Annotated in this window: 21 protein-coding genes and 2 pseudogenes; 7 read left to right on the plus strand and 16 right to left on the minus strand. The window is 70.8% G+C overall.

Annotated features, from left to right (window positions below; translation table 11 throughout):
- The first annotated feature begins 129 nt into the window (after positions 1 to 129).
- Together JF597_RS44855 and JF597_RS44860 are read left to right on the plus strand one after the other, a co-directional pair.
- A complete protein-coding gene (locus tag JF597_RS44855; protein ID WP_294010623.1) occupies positions 130 to 336 on the plus strand; it encodes a hypothetical protein in 207 nt (68 codons plus the stop codon).
- Between the two features lie 78 nt (positions 337 to 414).
- Entirely contained in the window at positions 415 to 843 is a 429-nt protein-coding gene (locus JF597_RS44860) for an SRPBCC family protein (RefSeq protein ID WP_294010626.1), read from the plus strand.
- A gap of 67 nt (positions 844 to 910) precedes the next feature.
- Here the strand turns inward: JF597_RS44860 and JF597_RS44865 are convergent, their stop codons facing one another.
- Positions 911 to 1,546 (minus strand): PadR family transcriptional regulator, encoded by a 636-nt coding sequence (locus tag JF597_RS44865; protein ID WP_294010629.1) that lies wholly within the window; start codon positions 1,544 to 1,546, stop codon positions 911 to 913.
- Between the two features lie 156 nt (positions 1,547 to 1,702).
- On the opposite strand from JF597_RS44865, the gene argG reads away from it, so the two are divergent.
- A complete protein-coding gene (argG, locus tag JF597_RS44870) occupies positions 1,703 to 3,151 on the plus strand; it encodes an argininosuccinate synthase (RefSeq protein WP_294010631.1) in 1,449 nt (482 codons plus the stop codon).
- A 472-nt stretch (positions 3,152 to 3,623) separates the two neighbouring features.
- A complete protein-coding gene (locus JF597_RS44875) occupies positions 3,624 to 4,436 on the plus strand; it encodes a PhzF family phenazine biosynthesis protein (RefSeq protein ID WP_294010634.1) in 813 nt (270 codons plus the stop codon).
- Here JF597_RS44875 and JF597_RS44880 read toward each other — a convergent pair.
- Positions 4,426 to 5,166: a type II CAAX endopeptidase family protein gene (locus tag JF597_RS44880; protein WP_294010670.1), complete on the minus strand. Its 741-nt coding sequence runs from the start codon at positions 5,164 to 5,166 to the stop codon at positions 4,426 to 4,428. The two genes, JF597_RS44875 and JF597_RS44880, sit on opposite strands and share 11 nt — an antisense overlap.
- Before the next feature lie 296 nt (positions 5,167 to 5,462).
- Positions 5,463 to 6,983, minus strand: coding sequence for a glutamate--cysteine ligase (locus tag JF597_RS44885; RefSeq protein ID WP_294010637.1), 1,521 nt, complete (start codon positions 6,981 to 6,983; stop codon positions 5,463 to 5,465).
- A gap of 556 nt (positions 6,984 to 7,539) precedes the next feature.
- Between JF597_RS44885 and JF597_RS44890 the strand changes: the two genes are divergently transcribed.
- Positions 7,540 to 8,124, plus strand: coding sequence for a hypothetical protein (locus JF597_RS44890; protein ID WP_294010640.1), 585 nt, complete (start codon positions 7,540 to 7,542; stop codon positions 8,122 to 8,124).
- Positions 8,125 to 8,469: 345 nt separating this feature from the next.
- Positions 8,470 to 8,676, plus strand: coding sequence for a DUF5999 family protein (locus tag JF597_RS44895; RefSeq protein WP_294010672.1), 207 nt, complete (start codon positions 8,470 to 8,472; stop codon positions 8,674 to 8,676).
- A gap of 109 nt (positions 8,677 to 8,785) precedes the next feature.
- Here the strand turns inward: JF597_RS44895 and JF597_RS44900 are convergent, their stop codons facing one another.
- The 7 genes and pseudogenes from JF597_RS44900 to JF597_RS44930 all read right to left on the minus strand — a co-directional run bounded on the left by JF597_RS44900 (position 8,786) and on the right by JF597_RS44930 (position 16,647).
- Positions 8,786 to 9,838 (minus strand): endo-1,4-beta-xylanase, encoded by a 1,053-nt coding sequence (locus JF597_RS44900; protein WP_294010643.1) that lies wholly within the window; start codon positions 9,836 to 9,838, stop codon positions 8,786 to 8,788.
- A gap of 29 nt (positions 9,839 to 9,867) precedes the next feature.
- Entirely contained in the window at positions 9,868 to 10,701 is an 834-nt protein-coding gene (locus JF597_RS44905; RefSeq protein ID WP_294010646.1) for a carbohydrate ABC transporter permease, read from the minus strand.
- Entirely contained in the window at positions 10,698 to 11,693 is a 996-nt protein-coding gene (locus JF597_RS44910; RefSeq protein ID WP_294010649.1) for a carbohydrate ABC transporter permease, read from the minus strand. Before JF597_RS44910 ends, JF597_RS44905 begins: the two co-directional genes overlap by 4 nt.
- 8 nt (positions 11,694 to 11,701) lie before the next feature.
- Positions 11,702 to 12,997, minus strand: a complete 1,296-nt coding sequence (locus JF597_RS44915; RefSeq protein ID WP_294010653.1) for an extracellular solute-binding protein — start codon at positions 12,995 to 12,997, stop codon at positions 11,702 to 11,704.
- 148 nt (positions 12,998 to 13,145) lie between these two features.
- Positions 13,146 to 14,664: pseudogene (locus tag JF597_RS44920) on the minus strand (glycoside hydrolase family 43 protein).
- Between the two features lie 259 nt (positions 14,665 to 14,923).
- Complete coding sequence (lysA, locus tag JF597_RS44925) at positions 14,924 to 16,249, minus strand: diaminopimelate decarboxylase (protein WP_294010675.1); 1,326 nt, start codon at positions 16,247 to 16,249, stop codon at positions 14,924 to 14,926.
- 41 nt (positions 16,250 to 16,290) lie between these two features.
- Positions 16,291 to 16,647 carry an SAV_915 family protein gene (locus JF597_RS44930; protein ID WP_294010656.1) on the minus strand — a complete coding sequence of 119 codons (357 nt, stop codon included), beginning with the start codon at positions 16,645 to 16,647 and terminating at the stop codon, positions 16,291 to 16,293.
- A 344-nt stretch (positions 16,648 to 16,991) separates the two neighbouring features.
- On the opposite strand from JF597_RS44930, the pseudogene JF597_RS44935 reads away from it, so the two are divergent.
- Positions 16,992 to 17,526 (plus strand): annotated as a pseudogene (locus tag JF597_RS44935) (universal stress protein).
- 26 nt (positions 17,527 to 17,552) lie between these two features.
- Here the strand turns inward: JF597_RS44935 and JF597_RS44940 are convergent.
- Genes JF597_RS44940 through kdpF form a run of 6 tightly spaced genes read right to left on the minus strand, consistent with a single transcriptional unit; the run spans position 17,553 to position 25,279 of the window.
- The gene (locus tag JF597_RS44940) at positions 17,553 to 20,093 is read right to left on the minus strand and encodes an ATP-binding protein (protein WP_294010659.1); all 2,541 of its coding nucleotides are present in this window, start codon (positions 20,091 to 20,093) and stop codon (positions 17,553 to 17,555) included.
- Between the two features lies 1 nt (position 20,094).
- On the minus strand, positions 20,095 to 20,778 hold the full coding sequence (locus JF597_RS44945) for a response regulator transcription factor (protein ID WP_294010662.1): 684 nt from the start codon (positions 20,776 to 20,778) through the stop codon (positions 20,095 to 20,097).
- A gap of 8 nt (positions 20,779 to 20,786) precedes the next feature.
- On the minus strand, positions 20,787 to 21,419 hold the full coding sequence (locus JF597_RS44950) for a potassium-transporting ATPase subunit C (protein ID WP_294010664.1): 633 nt from the start codon (positions 21,417 to 21,419) through the stop codon (positions 20,787 to 20,789).
- 5 nt (positions 21,420 to 21,424) lie between these two features.
- Positions 21,425 to 23,518, minus strand: coding sequence for a potassium-transporting ATPase subunit KdpB (gene kdpB / locus JF597_RS44955; protein WP_294010677.1), 2,094 nt, complete (start codon positions 23,516 to 23,518; stop codon positions 21,425 to 21,427).
- A 29-nt stretch (positions 23,519 to 23,547) separates the two neighbouring features.
- Positions 23,548 to 25,212 (minus strand): potassium-transporting ATPase subunit KdpA, encoded by a 1,665-nt coding sequence (gene kdpA, locus JF597_RS44960; protein ID WP_294010667.1) that lies wholly within the window; start codon positions 25,210 to 25,212, stop codon positions 23,548 to 23,550.
- 7 nt (positions 25,213 to 25,219) lie between these two features.
- Positions 25,220 to 25,279, minus strand: coding sequence for a K(+)-transporting ATPase subunit F (gene kdpF, locus JF597_RS55820; protein ID WP_366916538.1), 60 nt, complete (start codon positions 25,277 to 25,279; stop codon positions 25,220 to 25,222).
- Between the last annotated feature and the right edge of the window lie 2 nt (positions 25,280 to 25,281).

The following is a 25,281-nucleotide window of genomic DNA, read 5'->3' on the forward strand; positions in this document are numbered from 1 at the left end:
TGGACGCGGGTGGCCGGAATCTCCTCCTTGCGGATGAGATCAGGCTGATTCCGGCCGCTGGGGCGCGCGCCGCCTTGCCGCGCGCCCCGTACGCAACCGTCGCGCACCCGCCGTACGTCTCCGACCGACATGGAGAGCGGTTGCTGCTGCTGGCTGGTCGCCCTGCCGGCGGTCGACGGCAGGCAGTACGTGTACCGGGTCCACGCCCCGGCGGACGCGCTGCTCGCGGACCTGTTCTGGGACGCCTGGCACTGCCACGACGTGAGCGCGCTGCCGCGCGCGTGGGACCTGTTCGACGCGGCGCTGATACGGCGGGTGGGTCCGCACATTTCCTGACGGTTCATCAGTATTGAATGTTCGAGGCCCTGCAGCTACGTTCCGCGACACCGTAGCCCGACACGAAGGGGTGGCCCGATGGCCGAAGTCAGCGCGGAGGCACGCATCCAGGCACCGGCCGAGAAGGTGTGGGCACAGCTCACCGACTGGTCGGCGTACGGCGAGTGGAACGCGACCCACACCAACTTTCCCAAGGGCGGGCCCGAGACCCTGGCGGTGGGCGGCACCTTCCAGGAGAACATGAAGCTGATGGGCTTCCCCGCCGAGGTCGAGTGGACCATCGAGGAACTGGAGCCGGCGCGGGTGCTGGCGATCCGCGGCAAGGGCCCGATGGCGGTGACCGTGGCCACGCGCTACACGCTCACCCCGGACGGGGACGCGACGGCGGTGCGGATCGACGGGGAGTTCACGGGCGCGGCCGTGTCGCTGATGGCGGGCAAGCTCAAGGACTCGGCGACGGCGGCCCTCAACGAGTCGCTGCGCAAGCTGGGCGGACTGGTCGCCTGAGCCCGTTCCTCCGTACACGGAAAGGCGCCCCCCGGAGTGATCCGAGGGGCGCCCGGTGCGCCGCGGCTCAGTCCTCGTCGGCGAGGATGAGGTACAGCTTCTTGCGGGTCTCGTTGATGACGGCCAGCGCCTTCTCGCGCTGTTCCTTGCTGCCGGTCTTCCAGACCTGCCCGAAGGCCTCCATCAGGCCGAAGCCGGCCTGACGGATCTCGTTCAGGGCCTCGAAGTCGACTCCGCGGGAAGCCTCTTCCCAGGGGGCGTCGGGGCCCTCGTCGGCGGCGGTGCGGCCGCTGTCGGTGAGGGAGAACAGCTTCTTGCCGCCTTCGCTCTCGCTGGCGATCAGGCCCTCGTCCTCCAGCAGCTGGAGGGTGGGGTACACCGAGCCGGGGCTGGGCTTCCACGCACCGCCGCTGCGCTCGGCGATCTCCTGGATCATCTCGTAACCGTGCATCGGGCGGTCCTTGAGCAGGGCCAGGATCGAGGCCCGCACGTCACCGCGGCGCGCCCTTCCCCTGGGGCCACCGCGCCCTCGCGGCCCCCAGTGGCCCGGCCCGAAGCCGGGCCCGCCGGGGCCGAAGCCGGGGCCACCCGGGCCGAAGGGCCCGAACGCCGCGCGGCGACCGTCGCGTCCACCGAAGCCGCCCCGCCCGTGCGACTGGGGGCCGGCCTGGTCGTGTCCACGCTCGAATCCGTGGGAACGCATCGCAATCACTCCATTCATCGTTTGATCTGTCGCGTATCTTTCGCGATGGCTCGACGATATATCGGAAGCGTTCGGATGGCAAGCCTCTGGATGCACGCCGAGGCCCGATTCAGCAGGGGCGTTGCATGACCATGCGTTCTCATGCATAATCTTCCTATGTCCAAGGTCCTCACCTCCCTTCCCGCCGGCGAGCGCGTCGGCATCGCCTTCTCCGGCGGGCTCGACACCTCGGTCGCGGTCGCGTGGATGCGCGACAAGGGCGCCGTCCCGTGCACCTACACCGCCGACATCGGCCAGTACGACGAGCCCGACATCGCCTCGGTGCCCGGCCGTGCGCACACCTACGGCGCCGAGATCGCGCGCCTGGTGGACTGCCGGGCCGCGCTGGTCGAGGAGGGCCTCGCCGCGCTCACCTGCGGCGCGTTCCACATCCGCTCGGGCGGGCGGGCGTACTTCAACACCACCCCGCTCGGCCGTGCCGTCACCGGCACGCTGCTGGTGCGGGCCATGCTGGAGGACGACGTCCAGATCTGGGGCGACGGGTCGACCTTCAAGGGCAACGACATCGAGCGGTTCTACCGGTACGGCCTGCTCGCCAACCCGCACCTGCGGATCTACAAGCCCTGGCTGGACGCCGACTTCGTGACCGAGCTCGGCGGCCGCAAGGAGATGTCCGAGTGGCTGGTGGCCCACGGGCTGCCGTACCGGGACAGCACCGAGAAGGCGTACTCCACCGACGCCAACATCTGGGGCGCCACCCACGAGGCGAAGACCCTGGAGCACCTGGACAACGGCATCGAGACCGTCGAGCCGATCATGGGCGTGCGGTTCTGGGACCCCGAGGTCGAGATCCTGCCCGAGGACGTGACGATCGGCTTCGACCAGGGCCGGCCGGTGAGCGTCAACGGCAAGGAGTTCGGGACCGCCGTCGAGCTGGTCATGGAGGCCAACGCGATCGGCGGCCGGCACGGGCTCGGCATGTCCGACCAGATCGAGAACCGGATCATCGAGGCCAAGAGCCGGGGCATCTACGAGGCGCCGGGCATGGCGCTGCTGCACGCCGCGTACGAGCGGCTGGTCAACGCGATCCACAACGAGGACACGGTCGCGCAGTACCACAACGAGGGGCGGCGGCTCGGCAGGCTCATGTACGAGGGCCGGTGGCTGGACCCGCAGGCGCTGATGATCCGGGAGTCGCTGCAGCGGTGGGTCGGCGCGGCGGTCACCGGTGAGGTGACCCTCCGCCTGCGGCGCGGCGAGGACTACTCCATCCTCGACACGACGGGTCCCGCGTTCAGCTACCACCCCGACAAGCTGTCGATGGAGCGCACCGAGGACGCGGCGTTCGGTCCGGTGGACCGGATCGGGCAGCTCACCATGCGGAACCTCGACATCGCCGACTCCCGCGCGAAGCTGGAGCAGTACGCGGGGCTCGGGCTGATCGGCTCCGCCAACCCGGCGATCGGGGCGGCGCAGGCGGCGGCGACCGGGCTGATCGGCAGCATGCCGGAAGGGGGCGCCGAGGCGATCGCGTCCCGCGGGGAGGCTGCGCCTGACGCGGACGAGCTGCTGGACCGGGCGGCGATGGAACTCGGCACGGACTGAGCGTTCCGCTCAGGAGGGCCGACTCGGTGCCGGGTCGGCCCTTTTCGTCTTGCCCTGGGGCGCCTGGGCGTCTTGCCGGGGGCACTTGGGCGTCAGCGCCGTGGGACTGACGGCCGGGCGGCCGTGTGCGGCGCCGTCGCGCGTAATCGCGCAGTTCCCCGCGCCCCTGACGGGGGCGCGCCCTCGGGGGCCGGTGCGGGACCGTTGTGGGTGCTCGCGCAGTTCCCCGCGCCCCTGACGGGGGCGCGCCACTGGGGGCCGGTGCGGGAGCGTTGTGGGTGCTCGCGCAGTTCCCCGTGTCCCTGACGGGGGCGCGTCCTCGGGGGCCGGTGCGGGATCGTTGTGGGTGGTGGGGCAGGTGCCTGCGCGGCTGGCGGGCGCTGGCTCAGGTACCGCGGTTGTGGGGAAAACGGGCCAGAGGGGCGGGATTGGCCTTGGTCGGGTGTGGTGGGGAAGCCCTAGCGTCTGGGGCATGCGGATTCGAATCGTCGATGCCTTTGCCGAGCGCGCGTTCTCCGGGAACCCGGCCGGGGTCGTGCTGCTTGATTCCTTTGCTGACGACGCGTGGATGCAGAACGTCGCCATGGAGGTGAACCATGCCGAGACCGCGTTCGCGCACCCTCTGCCCGAGGGCGGGGACGCGGACTGGGCGTTGCGGTGGTTCACGCCCGTCACGGAGGTCGCCATGTGCGGGCACGCCACGCTGGCCACCGCGCATGTGCTGCACACCACGGGGGCGCACACCGGACCCGTGCGGTTCGCCAGCCGGAGCGGGGTGCTGGTCGCGACGCCGGGCGGGGACGGGTCGGTCACCCTCGACTTCCCCACCGCCCCGCTCACCCGGGTCGACGTACCCGACGGGGTCGCCGGCGCGCTCGGGGCCGAACCCGTCGCCGGCTTCGACACCGGGCCGAACCTCGGCGACCTGCTCCTCGAACTCGCCGACGAGAAGACCGTGCTCGGTCTCTCCCCCGACCACGAGGCCCTCGCCGCCCACTCCGCGCGCGGGATCATCGCCACCGCCCGCGCCGCGGATCCCGCCAAGGGGTACGACTACGTCTCCCGCTGCTTCTTCCCGAACGTCGGGATCGACGAGGACCCGGTGACCGGGAGCGCCCACACCGCTCTCGCGCCGCACTGGGCCGGGCGGCTCGGCAGTGACGACCTGACGGGGCTCCAGGCCTCCCGTCGCACCGGGCTGGTCCGGACCTCGCTGCGCGGTGACCGCACCCTGCTGACCGGGCGTGCGGTGACCGTCGTGGACGGCGAACTGTTCACGCCGTAGGCAGCCAGCCCACCTTGCCGGCGAGCAGCGCGTAGCCGACGAACGCGCCGATGTCGAGGAGGCTGTGCGCCACCACCAAGGGGCCCACCCGGCCCCAGCGCCGGTACAGGTAGACGAAGACCACGCCCATCACCATGTTGCCGACGAAGCCGCCGATCCCCTGGTAGAGGTGGTAGGAGCCGCGCAGGACGGAACTGGCCACCAGCGCCGTCCCGGCGGTCCAGCCCAACTGGTCGAGGCGGCGCAGCAGATAGCCGACGACGATGACCTCTTCGAGGATCGCGTTCTGCATCGCGGAGAGGATCAGCACGGGGTACTTCCACCACACGTCGGGCAGCGCCTCCGGGACCACCGTGAGGTTGAAGCCGAGGCCGCGCGCGGCCAGGTAGAAGGCGATCCCGGTGCTGCCGATCACCGCGGCGATCGCCGCGCCGCGCCCCAGGTCGGGCCAGGGGCGGGTGCGGTCGAAGCCGAGCGTGCGCAGGCTCGCGCCCTCGCGCAGGAGGAGGTGGGCGACGAGGAGCACGGGGACGAGTGCCGTCGCGATGCCGAAGAGCTGCCAGGCCAGATCCAGCCAGGGGCGGCCCGGCGCGGCCGACGCGTTGAGGGTCGCCGCCTGGTCCTTGAGGCCGCCCGGTCTGGTGACCGATCCGATGAAGCTGATCAGGGCGGACACGCCGCTCGCCCCGAGCGAAAGCCCCAGAACGAGCAGCGTCTCGTCCCTGAACATGCGCTGCGAGGGCCGCTCCAGTGGATAACCACCGGCCACCTGATCCGCCTCCACCTGCACTCCTGCCTCCGGTCGGGCATCCCGTCGCCCCATGCCCATGGGACACCACAGCTTGCCCGATCAACCCGGAGCAGGCGCGACCGACCCCCGTGGATGACGAAGGTCCACTACAGCGCCCCGAAAGGGGCGCTGGGGGTACCCCAGGGCCGGGGGCTGGGGGTAGGAACTGCGCGACAAGCCCCGACGGCGCCGCACCCGGCGCCCCACCGCGCCCCCACGGCGCCTCCCCGTCGGCCTCACCCCATCGGCACCGGTTCCAATAACCCCACCGGCCACGTATGCACCGGCTCCCCCACGTTCATCAGCTCCGCATAGCGCCGCGTCATCGCCGACAGCGCCGCATCCCTCGGCAGCCCCCGCTCCAGTGCCCGGTGGAACGTCGCCGCCTGCCAGGACGCTCCGTTGGCCCGCCTGCGGCACCGCTCCTCGATCACGCCGAGATAGAGGTCCCGGTCGGCGGGCTCCACCCCCCACGCGTCCAGCCCCGCGTAGGCCAGCGGCAGCAGCTCGTCGCGGACCAGGGTGACCGCGTCCACCTCCGCCGTGCCGCCGCCGTACCGCGCCCGCCTCGGCCAGACCAGACGTGCGTCGATGCCGTGCCGGCACGCCGCGTCGAAGTTCGCCTCGGCCGCGGCGAACGGCAGCCGTGTCCACACCGGGCGGGACTCCTCCGCGAGGGCGCGCACCAGGCCGTAGTAGAACGCCGCGTTGGCGACGACGTCGGTGACGGTGGGCCCGGCGGGCAGCACCCGGTTCTCGACGCGCAGGTGGGGGACGCCGTCGGCGATGCCGTAGACCGGCCGGTTCCAGCGGTACACCGTGCCGTTGTGCAGGACGAGTTCCGCGAGCTTCGGCACCCCGCCCGCGTCGAGGACGGCCAGCGGGTCCTCCTCGTCGCAGATCGGCAGGAGGGCCGGGAAGAAACGCAGGTTCTCCTCGAACAGCTCGTACGCCGAGCTGATCCAGCGTTCGCCGAACCAGGTGCGCGGCCGGACGCCCTGTGCCTGGAGCTCCGGCGGGCGGGTGTCGGTGGCCTGGAGGAACAGTGGGGGGCGGGACTCCCGCCACAGTTCGCGGCCGAAGAGGAACGGGGAGTTCGCGCCCACGGCGATCTGCGCGGCGACCGCCGCCTGCGCCGCGTTCCACACGTCGGCGAAGCGGGCCGGGGTCACCTGGAGGTGCAGCTGCACGGAGGTGCAGGCGGCCTCCGGGACGATCGACTTCGACGTGCACACGAGGTGCTCGGCGCCCTCGATGTCGAGCAGGAAGTCCTCGCCCCGGGCGGCCACGATCTGGTCGTTGAGCAGGGTGTACCGGTCCACCTCGGAGAGGTTCGCGGAGACCAGGTCGTCCCGCTCCAGGGTGGGCAGGATGCCGGTCATCACGATCCCGGCGTCCACCTCGCCCGCCTTGCGGTCGGCGTACGCCAGCGAGGTGCGCAGTTCCTCCGCGAGCCGGTCGAAAACCCGGCCTTCGAGCCGGTGTGGGGCTATGTTCACCTCGAGGTTGAACATGGCGAGTTCTGTTTGGAAATCGCGGCTGGCGATACGTTCCAGAACCTGTCCGTTCAACATTCTCGGCATACCGTCGGAGCCCGCGAGATTCAATTCGATCTCGACTCCCATGAGGTTCTTGGGGCGGTCGAACCGCTTCTCCATCAGCAGCCGCTCCAGCCCCGTCAGGCAGTCCTGGAGCTTTTCGCGGTAGCGCCGGCGATCGGACAGGTCGAACCGGCCCGCCACGACCTTCTCCCCCATCGGAGCGTCCCTCCTCGAATGGGCGGGCCGGGCTTCCGGCCGCCGGTGTCCCGAGTCCAGGTGGGATGATGCCCAGCGGAGGCGATCGATAACGTCGCGCGCTGCACCTGCACCCGCTACTCTGTTGGAATGTGTCCCGCGGCACATTCACGAGGCATGACGCCGCATGCAACTTCGGGTTCCCCGTTCTCCTCGTGAAAAACGCCGACGACATCCGGCCGACCGCGACAGCCTCGTCACCCGAGGTCAGCGGGGTTCCGAGGGCCTGGAAATCGGGAGGATTCCGCACGAAACAACGGCCGAATTGCGCCTTGCTCTCTTCTGTGAAACGGCCCGGTGAAACGCCACCTGAACATGCGTCGTATAAACTCCGCGAACAAGGCAGAAGGCTGGCGCCCATGGTCTGGTTCCTGCCGTCTGAGTGACGTGCGGCAGGTAACGCCCGCACCTCTCGTCACCGAACCGGGCCCCCGCCTCTCTGACTTCCTGTGAGCTGACAGCGCCGTCCGCCCCCGCCCTCGCGCCACCGCGCCTGTCGAATGAGAGGCGACCCACCATGCCGCTGCAAGTCCCTCCTGCCCCCGCGCCCGCACTCCGTTCCGTCCTCACCGCCCTCGGTTCCCCCACCGCGGTCCGTGAGGCCCGGACCCCCTCCCTGCGCACCGCCCAGGGACCCGCGACCCCCGAACTCCCTCTTCCGGTGCACGTCATGGACCGGATCGACCCGGAGGGTGTGTCCGCCACCCGGCTGGCCGGCTGGCGCTTCCTGATCCGCTGCGGCGACCGGGCCGTGGCCGCGGCCGACACGATGCTCACCCCGGACGGCTGGGCCTTCTCGCACTTCTTCGAGGGCCCCTACATCACCTCCACCGAGCGCGCCCTGCACCAGGCGGAGGCCCTGCAGCAGACGTACCAGCCACGCCTGTTGTCCGTTCCCGGCCTCTACATGCTCACCCTGTGGCTGCACGGCGACTGCACGGCGGACGGCGCCGAGGGGCACCCCGCCGCCACCGACCTGCTCGTGCCGCTGGCCCCCGCCCCGCCCGGTATCGCGGCCCACCGGCCGCACCTGGTCGCCGAACTCCTCCCGGTGCTGACCCATCGGATCACCCCGGCACCCCTGCTCATCACGCCCGCCTGAGCCCACCACGCCGCACCGCCGTATCCCGCCGCTCCCGGAGGAGTGGCGGGATACGGCGTTTCCCTTTTCCTGCCGCTCGTACGAGCAAATCGCCGCTCCTAAGAGCCGTATGAGCCCTCATCCGTGCCGGCCCACCGTCCGGACTAGCCCCATCCGGCCATGCAAAACCATCCGAATTGGCAACCCTCTGGAGATGAACCGTCCGCGCGGGTGACGCGTCTCCAACCTGTGAGAAGCGGTGCAGCGAAATCCCTGCGGAGCAACGCGAGGAAGGCAACACTGGTTTCCGACCGACACATCACCACGGGGGACGACATGACCACGACCGAGCGAGAGACCCTATCCATGTGCCAGCACCAGCCGCCGTGTCCGACAGCCGAATCCGCCGACCGGGAGTCCGCCCGCCTCGTGGCGCACCACCCGGAGCAGGGGTGGAGCCTGCTGTGCAACGGTGTTCTGCTCTTCGAGGACACCGGTGAGCTCCTTCCCGACGGCCAGATCATCGCGCCGCACCGCCCGCTCGGTGCCGGCCGCGTGGTGAGCGCCGCCTGACGGACCCGCCGCACCACCCCGGGCGGCCCCGCCGCTCCGCCCGGCGACCAGCAGGGGGCCGGACGCACACACACGGTGCGCACCGGCCCCGACGTGCGTCCGGAGGCGGTTACCCTTTGTAGCCGAGCGCTGTGCGCAGCGCGAAGTAGGCCGGTTTGGGCGCGAGCTGCTCGTCCCAGGGCAGGGCCGCCCCCTCGCCGGGGAAGAAGGCCGGGATCCACGAATACTTGTCCGTGTAGTCCCAGACGGTGATCCCCACGCATCTGCGGACCGCGAGGCACGCCTTGGTCAGATCCGCGTACCAGGTCGCCTGCTCGGCCAGCTTCTCGTCGGTGGCCGGCAACTGCATCCGCACGTCCACCTCGGTGAGGGCGGTGTCCAGGCCGAGGCGCGAGAAGCGGCGGAGATTGTCCTCCAGGGTGGTCGGATAGCCGTACTGGAGCGCGAGGTGGGCCTGGAAGCCGATGCCGTCCAGCGGGACGTGCCGCGCCTTCAGCTGCTGCGCGAGCGCGTAGTAGGCGTCGCTCTTCGCGCCGAGGCCCTCGATGTTGTAGTCGTTCAGGTAGAGCCTGGCGTGCGGGTCGGCCTGGTGGGCCCAGCGCAGCGCGTCCGCGATGTAGCCGGGGCCGAGCGTCTTGTACCAGAGGGTCTCGCGGTAGCTGCCGTCCTCGTTGAAGGCCTCGTTGACGACGTCCCAGGAGTAGACCTTGCCCCGGTAGTGCCGTACCTCGGTCTGGATGTGTTTCTTCAGTACGGCCCGCAGTTCGGTGGCGGTCCAGTCGCGTGAGGTGAGCCAGTCGGGCAGCTGGCTGTGCCAGACCAGGGTGTGGGCGCGGACCTTCTGGTGGTTCTCGCGGGCGAGGTTCACGATCTGGTCGCCGTTGGTCCAGTCGAAGACGCCCTGCTGAGGCTCGGTGGCGTACCACTTCATGCCGTTGCCGGGCGTGATCATGTCGAACTCGGTGCCGAGCAGCCCGGTGTAGGCGGTGTCGGTGAGCTCGGGGTTGTCGGTGGCGCTGCCGAAGTAACGGCCGTGGCGCTGGGCGAGGTCGGCGAGGGTGGGCTGCCGCTCGTGGGCCTGGGCGGCGGGGCCGGTGGCGATCCCTGCCGCCACGAGCACGGCCGCGAGGGCACCGGCGAGTCTGAGACGTGTGCGTGACATCGTGCGACTCCTGTCCGTGAAAGGGGTGTTCAGCCCTTGGTGGCGCCTGCGGTGAGGCCGCCGACGAGCTGGCGCTCGGCGACCGAGTAGAAGGCCAGGGCGGGGACCATGGCGAGGACCAGGTAGGCGAAGACCCGGGCGGTGTCGGCGGAGTACTGGCCCTGGAACTGCTGCACGCCGATGGGGATGGTCCACCAGGTGGAGTCGGTGAAGACCAGCAGCGGCAGGAAGAAGTTGTTCCAGCTGGTGACGACCGCGAGCACGGAGACCGTGCCGAGCGCCGGCCGGGCCATGGGCAGCAGGATCCGCCAGAAGAAGCCGAACGGCCCGCAGCCGTCGAGGGTGGCCGCCTCCTCCAGCTCCCCCGGGATCTCCCGGAAGAAGCCGCGCAGGATGATGATGGTCATCGGCAGCCCGAACGCGGCCTGCGGCAGGATCACGCCCAGCGGGTTGTCCAGCAGGTTCATCGAGCGCAGCAGCAGGAAGAGGGGCAGGGCGGCCACCGCGAAGGGGAACATCAGGCCCATCGTGAACACGGTGAACAGCACTTCCCGCCCGCGGAACGCGAACCGCGCGAAGGAGAACGCGGCCAGCGCCGACACCGCGACCACGAGCACGGTGGTGGCGACCGCGATCAGCGTGCTGTTGCCGACCAGCCGCCAGAACGCGCCGGAGCCGAGGATGCCGGTGTAGTTGGAGGTGACCCAGGACTCGGGCAGCCCGACCGGGTTGCGGGACAGCTCACTCGTCGTCTTGAACCCGGACAGCAGGGCGTACAGCAGGGGTACGACCATCAGGGCGCCGACCACGACGAGGACCAGGTGCAGCGGAAGTGTCCGTACGGTCTTGCGGTTGTCGTTCATGCGCCGTCCCCCCGCATGTTCGTGGTGGCGCCCTCCAGGTCGCGGCGGAGCACGAACCGCTGGTAGGCGAGGGCGAAGACGAGGCTGACCGCGAACATGGCGACGCTGATCGCGCTGGCGTACCCGACCTGGTAGCGCTTGAAGCCGTACTGGAACATGGTCACGGCCATGGTCTCCGAGTGGTGGTCGGGGCCGCCCGCGGTGACCACCCACACCAGGTCGAAGAGCTGGATGGAGCCGATCACCGACAGGAAGACGCTGATCCGCAGGGTGGGCGCGAGCAGTGGCAGGGTGACGTGCCGGAAGCGCTGCCAGGGCGAGGCGCCGTCGACGGTCGCGGCCTCCGTCAGCTCGGCCGGGATGGACTGGAGCCCGGCCAGGTAGAGCATCATGTGGAAGCCGAAGTACTTCCAGGTCATGACCAGGAACAGGGTGGCCATGACGGTGGAGGGATCGGAGAACCACTTACCGCCGAGCGCGCCGAGGCCGATGTCGCTCAGCAGGTGGTCGGCGAGCCCGTCGCCGGGGGCGAAGATCATGCCGAACAACACGCCGGTGATCGCCTCGGAGAGCACGTACGGCGCGAAGAACAGCATCCGGTAGACGGCCCGGCCGCGGATCCGCTGGTTGAGCAGGACCGCCATGGCGAGTGCGAACGGCAGTTGCAGGGCCAGCGAGAACACGACCAGGACCAGGCAGCGCCAGAGGTCGCCGAGGAAGACGTCGTCCTGGAAGAGGCGGGTGAAGTTGTCGGTGCCGGTGTAGTCGGAGGGCATGCCGAAGCCGCCCCAGCGGAAGAACGAGGCGTACAGCGCGAACAGGATCGGCAGGAGGACGAGGACGCCGAACAGCGCGAGGGCGGGCAGCTGGAAGCCCATCGCGGTGAGCCAGTGCAGCAGCCGGCGCCGGGACCGCGCCCGGTCGGGGGCCGGACGCGGCTGGGACACGGCGTCCGGTCCCGACTGGGTGCCGGGCAGGTAGGTCGAGGTCATCGGGCGGCCTACTGCTCTTCCTTCGCGGTCTTGGTGATGTCCTGCGCCACCTGTTCCGGCGACTTGGAGCCGGCGATCAGCCCGGCCACGCTGTCGTTGATCTGCTGGCCGACGGCGGGCGCGTACGCCTGGTCGAGGTAGAGCTGGAATCCGGTGGCGCCCTTCAACTGCGCCTGCACGGCCTTGGTGTTGGGGTCGCTCAGCGCCTTCTCCGCGCCGGGGACGACCGGGAGTGTGTTGGTCTTCTCGACGAGCACCAGGTCGGTGGTCTCGGAGGCGAAGAACTTCAGGAAGTCGACGGCTTCCTTCGGAGCGCCCTTGCGCAGGGCATGCCCGCCGCCACCGCCGAAGACCTCGGTGATGGCGCCCTTGCCGCCGTCGACGGCGGGGAAGGGGAAGAAGCCGAGGTCCGAGCCGAGGCCCTTGCCGGCGTCCGCCTCCACCACCGGGGCCCACTGGCCCATCAGCTCCATGGCCGCCTTGCCGTTGCCGACGGCGGCCGCCTGGCCGGTGGGCGCGGAGTAGGCGGCGCCGAGGAAGCCCTTCTGGAACGGCTGGAGTTCGACGAGTTCCTTCAGGTGCTGTCCAGCCTGGACGAACCCGGTGCCGGTGAAGTCCTTGGCCTCGTCCGCCTTCTGGAGGGCGTCGAGACCGGCCGTGCGCATCGCCAGGTACGCCCAGTAGTACATACCCGTCCAGCTCTCCTTGCCCGCGAGGGCGAGCGGGGTGATGCCGGCGGCCTTCAGCTTCCGTACGGCGTCGAGGAATCCGCTCCATGTGGTGGGAGGTTCACTGATTCCCGCCTTCTTGAAGTGCGCCTTGTTGTACCAGAATCCGATCATGCCGATGTCGAACGGAATGCCGTACAGCTTCTGATCGATGAGGTACGGCTGCTTGGCGACCGACAGCATGCCGTCCGCCCAGGGCTTGGTGCCGTCGGTGAGGTCCTCGACGAGGCCGGCGTCGACCTGCTGCTTGAGAACCCCGCCGCCCCAGGTGTGGAAGATGTCCGGGAGTTTTCCGGAGGCTATGAGCGCCGTCATCTTGGATTTGTAGGCGTCGTTCTCCAACTGCACGATCTTCAGCTTCACGTGCGGGTTCTGGGCCTCGAACTTCCTGGCCAGGCCTGCCCAGACGTTCTTGGTCGGCTGGGTGGTGGAGATGTTCCACCACTCGACCGTGACCTTCCCCGACGACGAGGACCCGCCGTCGCCCGAGCCGCAGCCGCTGAGGGCGGTCATGCCAAGACCGGCGGCCGCGGTGGCCGCCAGGAATCCGCGCCGGGACAGTGCCGGGTCGCCCATGATGCGCTCCTTGGGGTACGGGACGACCGACGCCGTCCTGGTTCGGTGGTGCTCTGGGGCCGCCACTTTCGAAACATTCGGTGATTTCACCGAACGTTCCGAACGGCGACTCTAGAAAGGCGCATCAGGAGCGTCAAGGTGTCGCGCATCAGCTCATCGGCGTGTAGGCGAACCAGTCGAAGGCGGCCCGCCCCTCGGTGACGTACATGCCGACGACCCGGCCGGTGAACCCGCCGGCCACCTCGGTGGAGAGGTACCCGGCCGTCGAGTTCGGCCAGCCGAACGACACCGTCGGACGTTTCGATCGAAAGGGTCACGGCGTCGGGCCCGGCGGGGCGTACCCCGGTCGCGTCGCCGTCCGCCCCGGGCGCGGTGGCGGTGGGCGGTGGAACCGGGGTCGTACGGATCTCGATCACGAGGGTCAACGGCCCTGACGGCACCGGGCGTTCGGTGATCCGCTGCCGCACCGGCCCGATCCGGACGAGCGCGCTCGCCACTCCCCCGCTCACCTCCAGGTCGTAGTGGTGGGCCTCGTCGATGCGGACCGACAGGCCCGCGCGGGCGGAACCCGGTTCGAGCAGGGCGGCGGCCCGGCAGTCGGGGTGCTGCTGGCGCCGGCCGACGAAGGTGTGCCCGGGGCGGTCGAGGCTGTCCCCGGTGGCCGTGAGCGTCAGCCATCCGGGCCGTTCGGCGAGCGACCAGGAGCCGTCCGGCCGGCTGCGCGGGGAGATCCAGTGCGGTGCGAGGCCGGGCGCCGTGAAGTCGTCGCGTGCGGGCGGCTGTTCGACCCGGTGCCAGGCTGCCGGAGCCTCGTGCCGCTCCCGCACCCGGCCCATGCGCGGCCAGCCGTCCACCCACTCCACCGGGGCCAGGAAGGTCTCCCGGCCGAGCACGTGGAACTCCGGGAACCAGCCGCGCGGCCGGGTGCCGAGCAGCACCGCCCACCACCTGCCGTCGGCCGCCTGGACCAGGTCGGCGTGCCCGGTGCACTGGATCGGCTCCCGGGTGCCCCGGTGCGAGACCAGCGGATTGCCGGGCGCCGCCTCCCAGGGCCCGCGCGGCGAGCGGGCGCGGGCCACGGACACCCCGTGCCCGAGCGCGGTGCCGCCCTCGGCGACCAGCAGGTACCACCACTCGCCGACCCGGTAGAGGTGCGGTGCCTCCGGGTCCCGCAGCCCCGTACCGGACCACATCGGCAGCGGCCCCTCCAGCACCTTCCCGGTGCGGGTGTCGATCCTGGCCACCGCGACCCCCGCCACGGCGCACCAGCACTCGCCGTTCTCGTCCCGGGCGAGGTCCGGGTCGATGCCCGCGACGTCGATCCACACCGGGTCGGACCAGGGCCCCTCGGGCCGCTCGGCGGTGACGAGGAGGGTGCCCCCGCCGCTGACGTCGGTGGTGATGACGTGGAAGAGCCCGTCGTGGTGCCGGATCGTCGGGGCGTACACACCGCCCGAGGCCGGGGTGTCGTCCGGCAGGCTCAACTGCCCGGGCCGGTCGAGGACGTTGCCGAGCTGCCGCCAGTGCACCAGGTCCCGGCTGTGGAAGAGCGGGACGCCGGGAAAGTACTCGAAGCTGGAACAGACGAGGTAGTAGTCCGCCCCGACCCGGCACACGCTCGGGTCGGGACGGAAGCCGGGGATGACCGGGTTGCCGTAGGTCCGCATGTGTGTGCCCCCCCACGCCGAGCCGAAAGTTTCGGCGAGGTCGGCGAACATTACGGCGCACTGTAGGAGTCCGGTCAACGGGCCGACAAGGCGGCCGTCAGAGCTTCGGCGGTACGGCGGCATACGGATCCGACACCGGTGTCCCGGCTCGGCCTCGGGGACGAGCACGCCGCTGGACGGCCGTCCGCCGGGACGTGGCGCACCTCCGGACGAGGGCCGGGCCGCCGCTCGTCCGGAGGTGGGTCGGGGAAGGGCCCGGTCAGAGCCCGACGTCCCGGCGGCGGATGTCGTCGAGGGACTCGCGCCGGACCAGCAGGCGGACGTGGCCGTCGCGGACGGCGGTGACCGGCGGGCGGCCGACCAGGTTGTAGCCGGAGGCCATGGAGAGGTGGTAGGCGCCGGCCACCGGGACCGCGAGGAGGTCGCCGGGCCGCACGTCGGAGGGGAGTTCGACGTCGGCGGCCAGGACGTCGCCCGCCTCGCAGTGCCGGCCGACGACGGTCACCGGAGCGGTAGGGGCGGCGCCCGCCCGGCCGATGAGCCGGGGCGCGTACCGGACGCCGTACAGAGCGGGCCGCGGGTTGTCGCTCATGCCGCCGTCGACGGCGACGAAGGTGTGGTCGCCGGTCTTCTTGACGGCGAGGACGCGGTACACGGCGATCCCGGCCGGGCCCACGACGGCCCGCCCCGGTTCGATGATCAGGCGGGGCACGGGCAGCCCGGCGGCCGTGCACGCGTCGGACAGTTCGGCGCGCACCCTGCGGGCCAGGGCGGTGAGGTCGAGGGCCGCCTCGCCGGGCCGGTAGGCGATGCCGTGGCCGCCGCCCAGGTCCAGCTCGGGCAGGACCAGACCGTGCTGCTCGTACAGCCGGGCCATGAGCCCGACCACCCGGCGCACGGCGGCGAGGAACGGCTTGACGCTGGTGATCTGGGAGCCCAGGTGGCAGTGCAGGCCGGTGAGTCGGAGCTGCGGCTGGTCCAGTATCCGGGCGATGGCGTGCTGGGCGTAGCCGTCGGCGATGGGGAGCCCGAACTTCTGGTCGTCCGTTCCGGTGCGGATCTTCTCGTGGCCGCCCGCGCTGATCCCGGGCACCACCCTGACCATGACCTTCTGGTGCCCGTCGGGTCCGACGGCGGCGGCGAGCCGGGCGATCTCGGAGGGGCTGTCGATGACGATGCGTCCGACGCCCAGCCGCAGCGCGGTCTCCAGGTCGCGCGGCGACTTGGCGTTGCCGTGCAGCACGATCCGCTCCGGCGGGAACCCGGTGGTGACCGCCAGCTCCAGCTCGCCGGCCGAGCAGACGTCCAGGCCGAGCCCCTCCTCCTCGGCCCAGTGGACCATCGCCCGGCACAGGAACGCCTTCGCGGCGTAGAGGACTTCGGCGTCGGGGAAGGCGTGCCGGTAGGTGCGGCAGCGCTCGCGGACCTCGTTCTCGTCGAGGACGTAGACGGGGGTGCCGAAGCGGTCGGCGACCTCGGCGAGCGGGACGCCGCCGACGGCGAGGTCGCCGGGCCGGGGCTCGGTGGCGGAGGCGGGCCACACCGACAGATCGGCGGGCGTGGTGGTGACGACGGGTTCGTGCAGGGTGGTCGTCGACCGCTCCCCTCTCAGGTGAATCGGGCGGTTCAGGCGGTCAGGCGGTGCGGGCGGTCCGCGACGGCCCGGCCACGGGGCGCGAACGGCGCCACCGGCGCGGGGGCCGGCGCCGACAGCTGCGGGTCGACCGTCACGGTGGTGACGCCGAGCGGTGCGGCCAGGGCGCGCAGCGCGGGTTCGGCGAGCCGGATCCAGGCCTGGTCGGGGCCGAGCGTGGCGGCGAGTCCGCGGGCCGAGGTGAAACCCACGGCGGTGCGCTCGCCGAGCGGGGTGCGGAAGAACCGGGCCGCGCATCCCGCGGGTCCCGGCCGGACCGGTACGAACAGGGGCCCGGCCGGGGAGCGATCGGAAGGCTCCGGGTCGTCACCGCACAAGAGTTCGGGCATGACATGCCTCCTGGCACAGGAAGAAGCTGGTGCCCCGGAGGCGGGGAGGCCGGCCGGGGCTCGCCCAAGACGCTATGCCGCCTCCGGCACCTCTCGGATGCCTCATGACGGGACACTGACGGTGATCGCGGCGACGTTGACGGGACGCTGACGGAGCACCCTTCAGTCCCGGCGGCAGCCGTCACAGCTGCTGACACGACGCCGGCGCGGCACCCGTCAGAGGCGTGCCAAGAACTGCCCCGGCCCCTGGCCGTCACCCGTTCGACGCAGTGTCATGGAACCGGATCGGGGTATCCGTCCGTCCCGGGAACGCCCCGGGGCACCCAGGGAAGAACGGTGGAGTCATGTCCGGTTACGACGCCTGCGCGCCCGCTCGGGTCGTGGTCGGCGTGAGCGGTTCGCTGGGCAGCGTCACGGCCCTGTCCCGGGCCGCCGCGGAGGCCCGGCGCCGGGAAGCGGAGCTGTGGCCGGTACTCGTGTGGGAGCCGCCGGGGGGGTGAGCTGGCGGCGCGGCGCTCGGCGGCCTCGGCGCTCTTGGTCGACGAGTGGCAGCGGATGGCCCGGCAGCGGCTGCTCGACGTGCTGGAGGAGGTCTTCGGCGACGCCGGTCCCGGCACCCCGGTGAACGGGCTCGTGGTGCGCGGCACCCCGGGGCTGTCCCTGGTGGAGGTGGCAGACCGGGAGGACGACGTGCTGGTCGTCGGCGCGGGCCGCCGCGGCTGGCACCGGGCCTTCTCGGGCCGGGTGGCCCGCTACTGCCTGGCCCACGCGCACTGCCCGGTCCTGGCCGTGCCGCCCTCCCCGCTGGAGGAGGCGCTGGCCTCCGCGCACCGCCGCAACAGCTGGCATCTGCCGCTGGGCTCCCGGCAGTTGTCGTAGTCCCGGTCCTGTGCCGGGCCGCCGCGCTATGACGTCACAGCCGCCGGCAGGTCCGGCCGGCCGGGTCTGCGGCCCGGTGCGGTCGGCAGGCTCAGCACCATGGTGAGGCCGCCGCCGGGGGTGTCCTCGGCGGTCAGCGTGCCGCCCGTCGCCTCCGCGAAGCCCCGGGCCACGGCGAGTCCCAGTCCCACCCCCGCACCGCGCGGTGAGTCGCCGTACCGCTGGAACGGCTCGAAGATGCGCTCCTTGGCCTCGTCGGGGACGCCGGGTCCGCGGTCCACGACACGCACCTCCACCCGGTCGGCCATGGAGCTGGCCTTCACCAGCACGGGGGTGTCCGCGGGGCTGTACTTGACGGCGTTCTCGACCACGTTGGCGACGACCCGCTCGAGGAGCCCCTTGTCGACATGGACCATGGGCAGCGTCTCCGGGATGTCCAGCTCGACGCTGTCCTCGGGGACCCCGCCGAGCGCCATCGGCACCACCTCGTCCAGGTCGGCCTCGCGGACGATGGGCGTGACGGTTCCGGTCTGCAGGCGGGACATGTCGAGGAGGTTGCCGACGAGGTGGTCGAGGCGGTCGGCGCCCGCCTCTATGGCCTCCAGGAGCTCCGCCCGGTCCTGCTCCGACCACTCGACGTCGTCCGAGCGCAGCGACGACACCGACGCCTTTATGCCGGCCAGCGGGGTGCGCAGGTCGTGGCTGACGGCGGCCAGCAGGGCCGTGCGGATGCGGTTGCCCTCCGCCAGCTCCTTCGCCCGGTCCGCCTCCTGCTGGAGCCGCTGCCGGTCGAGCACGACGGCCGCCTGCGCGGCGAACGCGGCGAGCACCCGCCGGTCGGAGGCCGGCAGCACGCGCCCGGACAGGGCGAGCGTCATGTGGTCGCCGACCGGCACGTCGACGTCCGCGCGCTCCGGCGACTGGCACGGCTGCGGCCCGACGCTGCCGGCGCAGGTCCAGGGCGCCACGTCGTCCGCCCGCTCCAGGAGCGCCACCGACGCCATGCCGAAGGTCTCCCGCACCCGTTCCAGGAGGGCCTCCAGGCTGGTCTCGCCGCGCAGCACGCTGCCCGCGAGGAAGGACAGGATCTCCGACTCGGCGCGCAACCGGGTCGCCTGCTGGGTGCGCCGGGCCGCGAGGTCCACGACGGAGGCCACCGACACGGCGACCCCGACGAAGATCGTGATGGCGACGATGTTCTTCGGGTCGGCGATGGTGAAGGTGTGGACGGGCGGGGTGAAGAACCAGTTGAGCAGCAGGGACCCGACGGCCGCCGAGGTGAGCGCCGGCAGCAGGCCGCCGAGCAGGGCCGCGGCGACCGTCAGGGCGAGGTAGAGCAGCATGTCGTTGGCGAGGCCCACCTCCGGTGCGGCGGAGGTCAGCAGCCAGGTGAGCAGCACCGGCCCGAGGACGCCGGTCAGCCAGCCCCAGATCAGCCGGGACCGGCCGAGCCGCGCCGAACGGCCCAGGGGGAGCCGCCCCTTGCCGGCCTCGTCGTGCGTGATGAGGTGCACGTCGAGGTCGGGTCCCGAGTCCCGGGCGACCGTGGCGCCGACGCCCGGCCCGAAGACGTACTGCCAGCTTCTGCGCCGGGAGACGCCGAGGACGATCTGGGTGGCGTTGACCCCGCGCGCGAAGTCGAGCAGCGCGGCCGGGACGTCGTCGCCGACGACGTGGTGGTAGGTGCCGCCGAGGTCCTCGACCAGGGTGCGCTGGACGGCGAGTTCCTTCGGGGAGGCGGAGTTGAGGCCGTCGCTGCGCGCTATGTAGACGGCGAGCACCTCGCCGCCGGCGCCCTTCTCGGCCAGCCGCGCCGCCCGCCGGATGAGCGTCCGTCCCTCCGGTCCGCCGGTCAGGCCGACCACGATCCGCTCCCGCGAACCCCAGATCTTCGAGACCCGGTGCTCGCTGCGGTACTCGTTCAGGTACTCGTCGACCCGGTCGGCGACCCAGAGCAGGGCGAGTTCGCGCAGGGCGGTGAGGTTGCCGGGGCGGAAGTAGTTGGAGAGGGCCGCGTCGACCTTGTCCGGCTGGTAGATGTTGCCGTGCGCCATCCGGCGGCGCAGGGCCTGCGGCGACATGTCGACCAGCTCGATCTGGTCGGCGCGGCGGACCACCTCGTCGGGCACGGTCTCCTGCTGCCGTACCCCGGTGATGGACTCCACGACGTCGCCGAGCGACTCCAGGTGCTGGATGTTGACCGTCGAGACGACGTCGATCCCGGCGGCCAGCAGCTCCTCGACGTCCTGCCAGCGCTTGGCGTTGCGGGAGCCCGGGATGTTGGTGTGCGGGAGTTCGTCGACGAGGGCGACCTGGGGGCGGCGGGCGAGGACGGCGTCGACGTCCATCTCCGTGAACACCGCGCCCCGGTACTCCAGTTCCCTGCGCGGGATCTCCTCCAGGCCGTGCAGCATCACCTCGGTGCGCGGCCGGTCGTGGTGCTCGACGAACGCGACGACACAGTCCGTGCCGCGTTCGATCCGGCGGTGGGCCTCGGAGAGCATGGCGTAGGTCTTGCCCACGCCGGGAGCCGCGCCGAGGTAGATCCGGAGCCTGCCGCGTGCCATGTCATCCTTCGAAGCGGTAGCCCATGCCGGGCTCGGTGATCAGGTACCGGGGGTGCGAGGGGTCCGCCTCCAGCTTGCGGCGGAGCTGGGCCATGTAGACCCGCAGGTAGTTGGTCTTGTTGCTCTGGGTGACTCCCCACACCTCGCGCAGCAGGTGCTTCTGGGTGACGAGCCGGCCGGGGTTGGTGACCAGTATCTCCAGCAGATGCCACTCGGTGGGGGTGAGCCGTACGTCGTGCCCCGCCCGCACCGCCTTCTTGGCGAGCAGGTCGATGGTGAAGTCGGCCGTCTCCACCAGGGTGGTCTCGGGGGCGAGCGGCACGTCCTCGGTGCGGCGGACCGCGGCCCGCAGCCGGGCGAGGAGTTCGTCCATGCTGAACGGCTTGGTGATGTAGTCGTCGGCGCCCGCGTCCAGGGCGGCGACCTTCTCGTCGGAGGCCTGCCGTGCGGACAGCACCAGGATCGGTACGCGGGTCCAGCCGCGCAGCGCCTTGATGACGTCGACCCCGTCCATGTCGGGCAGTCCGAGGTCGAGCATCACCACGTCCGGCGGACGCGCGGCCGCCAGCCGGAGGGCCGTGGCGCCGTCGGGCGCCGCGTCCACTCCGTACTGGCGTGCCTGCATGTTGATCACGAGTGCCCGTACGAGCTGGGGGTCGTCTTCCACGACCAGCACTCGGGTCATCGGTTCTCTCAACTGCCCTTGGTCAGTTCCTTCAGCGCGATGTTGAGTTCGAGGACGTTCACCCGGGGCTCGCCGACGAAACCGAGCGTGCGGCCCGTGGTGTGGTCCCTGACCAGCTTCTCGACGGAGGCGAGCGGCAGACGGTTGCGTTCGGCCACCCGGTGCACCTGGAGTTCCGCGTACGCCGGGGAGATGTCCGGGTCCAGTCCGGAGCCGGAGGAGGTGACGGCGTCGGCGGGCACCTGGGAGGGCAGCACCCGGTAGTCGGCCGTGGAGTTGTCCTTGACGACCTTGGCCTTGGCCTCCTCGACCGACGCGATGAGCTTCTTGTTGTCGGCGGCGAGGTTGGTCGCACCCGAGAGGATCAGCTTGTACTGGGTGTTGAGCGAGTTGGTGCCGAGGCCGTTCGCCGGACGGGACTGGAAGTAGTCGAGGCTGTAGCCCTGTTGCCCGATCAGGGACGAGCCGACGACCTTGCCGTCCGCCTTGATCTCGGAGCCGTTCGCCTTGTTGTGGAACGCGGCCTGGGCGATGCCGGTGACGACCAGGGGGTAGACGACGCCGGTCACCAGGGACAGCACCAGCAGGGCCCGCAGGCTCGCCCAGAGCAACCGGGCGGTGTTGGTTACGGAGTTGTTCATGGCCTTCAGCCGATTCCGGGGATGAGGGAGATGAGCAGGTCGATGATCTTGATGCCGATGAAGGGCGCGATCAGACCGCCGATGCCGTAGATCGTCAGGTTGCGCCGCAGCATCTTGTCGGCGCTGACCGGCCGGTACTGCACGCCCTTCAGGGACAGCGGCACCAGGGCGACGATGATCAGCGCGTTGAAGATGACGGCCGACAGGATCGCGGAGTCCGGCGAGGACAGGTCCATGACGTTGAGCTTGTCCAGGCCCGGGTAGACGGCCGCGAACAGCGCCGGGATGATCGCGAAGTACTTCGCGACGTCGTTGGCGATGGAGAACGTGGTCAGCGCACCGCGCGTGATCAGCAGCTGCTTGCCGATCTCGACGATCTCGATGAGCTTGGTCGGGTTGGAGTCGAGGTCGACCATGTTGCCGGCCTCCTTGGCGGCCGACGTCCCGGTGTTCATCGCCACGCCGACGTCGGCCTGCGCGAGCGCCGGCGCGTCGTTGGTGCCGTCACCGGTCATCGCGACCAGCTTGCCCCCGGCCTGCTCCCGCTTGATGAGGGCCATCTTGTCCTCGGGGGTGGCCTCGGCGAGGAAGTCGTCGACGCCCGCCTCCTCGGCGATGGCGCGAGCGGTCAACGGGTTGTCACCCGTGATCATGACGGTCTTGATGCCCATGCGGCGCAGTTCCTCGAACCGCTCGCGCATGCCCTCCTTGACGACGTCCTTGAGGTGGATGACGCCCAGGACCCGGGCGCCCTCGGCGTCGTCGACCGCGACGAGCAGCGGGGTGCCGCCGGACTCGGAGATGGCGTTGGCGAGCGTGTCCGCGTCCGCGGCGACGGTGCCGCCCTGCTCACGGACCCAGGCGATGACCGAACCGGCCGCGCCCTTGCGGATCTTCCGGCCGTCCACGTCCACACCCGACATGCGGGTCTGGGCGGTGAAGGCGATCCACTCGGCGTGCGCCAGCTCGCCCTGGTGCCGCTCGCGCAGCCCGTACTTCTCCTTCGCCAGGACGACGACGGAGCGGCCCTCGGGGGTCTCGTCGGCCAGCGACGACAGCTGGGCCGCGTCGGCGACCTCGGCCTCGGTGGCCCCGTGCACCGGCACGAACTCGGAGGCCTGGCGGTTGCCGAGCGTGATGGTGCCGGTCTTGTCGAGCAGCAGGGTGGAGACGTCGCCGGCGGCCTCGACCGCGCGGCCGGACATGGCGAGCACGTTGCGCTGCACCAGCCGGTCCATGCCGGCGATGCCGATCGCCGAGAGCAGGGCGCCGATGGTGGTCGGGATCAGGCAGACGAGGAGGGCTACCAGCACGACCATCGTCAGGTGGGTGCCCGCGTAGTCCGCGAACGGCGGCAGGGTGGCGACGGCCAGCAGGAAGACGATGGTCAGTGAGGCGAGCAGGATGTTCAGCGCGATCTCGTTCGGCGTCTTCTGCCGGGCCGCGCCCTCGACCAGGCTGATCATCCGGTCGATGAAGGTCTCGCCCGGCTTCGTCGTGATCTTGATGACGATCCGGTCGGAGAGCACCTTCGTCCCGCCGGTCACCGCGCTGCGGTCACCGCCGGACTCACGGATGACCGGGGCGGACTCACCGGTGATCGCCGACTCGTCGACGGAGGCGACCCCCTCGATGACGTCACCGTCACCGGGGATGATGTCGCCGGCCTCGCAGACGACCAGGTCACCGATCCGCAGCTCGGTGCCTGGCACCTGCTCCTCGGTGGAGCCGGTCAGCCGCCGGGCGACGGTGTCGGTCTTGGCCTTGCGCAGGGTGTCGGCCTGGGCCTTGCCCCGGCCCTCGGCGACCGCCTCCGCGAGGTTGGCGAAGATCACGGTCAGCCACAGCCAGGCGCTGATGGTCCAGCCGAACCAGTCGCCCGGGTCCTTGAAGGAGAAGACGGTGGTCAGGATCGAGCCGACCCACACCACGAACATCACGGGCGACTTGACCATCACCCGCGGGTCGAGCTTGCGGCAGGCCTCGGGGAGGGACCGGATCAGCTGCTTGGGGTCGAACAGGCCCGCGCCGACACGTCCTTCGGCGGGCTTGTGCCCGGTGGGCGCGTCCTGGTGGGGCGCAAGGGTGGGAGTGGACATGGTGTCCTCGTGGGCTTCCGTTCGGGTGGTCACGACGCCAGCCCCTCGGCCAGCGGACCCAGCGCCAGGGCCGGGAAGTAGGTCAGACCGGTGATGATCAGGATCGCGCCGACCAGCAGGCCGGTGAAGAGCGGCTTCTCGGTGCGCAGGGTGCCGGCCGTGGCCGGGACGGGCTTCTGCTCGGCGAGCGAGCCGGCCAGCGCCAGCACGAACACCATCGGCAGGAAGCGGCCCAGCAGCATCGCGAGTCCGGTCATGGTGTTGTACCAGTCGGTGTTCGCGTTCAGGCCGGCGAAGGCCGAGCCGTTGTTGTTGGCCGCCGAGGTGAAGGCGTACAGCACCTCGGAGAACCCGTGCGCGCCGGGGTTGAGCATGGAGTGCGGCGGGGTCGGCAGGGCCATGGAGGCCGCGGTGAAGACGAGGGCGAGCGCCGGGGTGATCAGGATGTAGATCGCCGACAGCTTGATCTCGCGGGCACCGATCTTCTTGCCCAGGTACTCGGGCGTACGGCCGACCATCAGGCCGGCGATGAACACCGCGATGATCGCCATGATCAGGATGCCGTAGAGGCCGGAGCCGGTACCGCCGGGCGCGATCTCGCCCAGCATCATGCTCAGCATCGTGATGCCGCCGCCGAGGCCGGTGAAGGACGAGTGGAAGGAGTCCACCGCACCGGTCGACGTCAGGGTCGTGGACACCGCGAAGATCGACGAGGAGCCGATCCCGAAGCGGACCTCCTTGCCCTCGTAGGCACCGCCCGCGATCTGCAGCGCGCCCTCGTGGTGGGCGAACTCGGTCCACATCATCAGAGTGACGAAGCCCAGCCAGATGGTGAACATCGTGGCGAGGATGGCGTAGCCCTGCTTCACCGAGCCGACCATCACGCCGAAGGTGCGGGTCAGCGCGAACGGGATGAGCAGGATCAGGAAGATCTCGAAGAGGTTGGTGAAGGGCGTCGGGTTCTCGAAGGGGTGGGCGGAGTTGGCGTTGAAGTAGCCGCCGCCGTTGGTGCCCAGCTCCTTGATGGCCTCCTGCGAGGCGACGGCCCCGCCGTTCCACTGCTGCGAACCGCCCATGAACTGGCCGACCTCGTGAATGCCGGAGAAGTTCTGGATGGCACCGCAGGCGACCAGGACGACCGCCGCCAGAGCGGCGAAGGGAACGAGGATGCGGATCGTGCCGCGCACCAGGTCGGACCAGAAGTTCCCGAGCTCACCGGTGCGCGAGCGCGCGAACCCACGGACGAGCGCCACGGCCACGGCGATACCGACGGCGGCGGAGACGAAGTTCTGCACGGCCAGACCCGCGGTCTGCACGACGTGCCCCATGGTCTGCTCGCCGTAGTACGACTGCCAGTTCGTGTTGGTCACGAAGGAGACGGCCGTGTTGAACGACTGCGCCGGGTTGACCGAGGAGAAGCCGAGCGAACCGGGCAGGATGCCCTGGAGCCGCTGGAGGAGGTAGAGGAAGAGGACGCCGATCAGGGAGAAGGCGAGGACCCCGCGCAGATAGGCGGGCCAGCGCATCTCGGTGTCGGGGTTGGCGCCGATGCCCTTGTAGATCCACTTCTCGACGCGCCAGTGCTTGTCGGTGGAGTAGACCTTGGCCATGTAGGTGCCGAGGGGGACGTAGGCGAGCGCCAGTGCGCCGATCAGGGCGAGCAGTTGGAGGACGCCGGCGAGTACGGGACCCATGCAGATCTCAGAACCTCTCCGGGAAGATCAGGGCGAGGACGAGATAGCCCAGCAGGGCGACGGCCACGA

Source organism: Streptomyces sp., assembly GCF_019510245.1.
Taxonomy (GTDB): domain Bacteria; phylum Actinomycetota; class Actinomycetes; order Streptomycetales; family Streptomycetaceae; genus Streptomyces.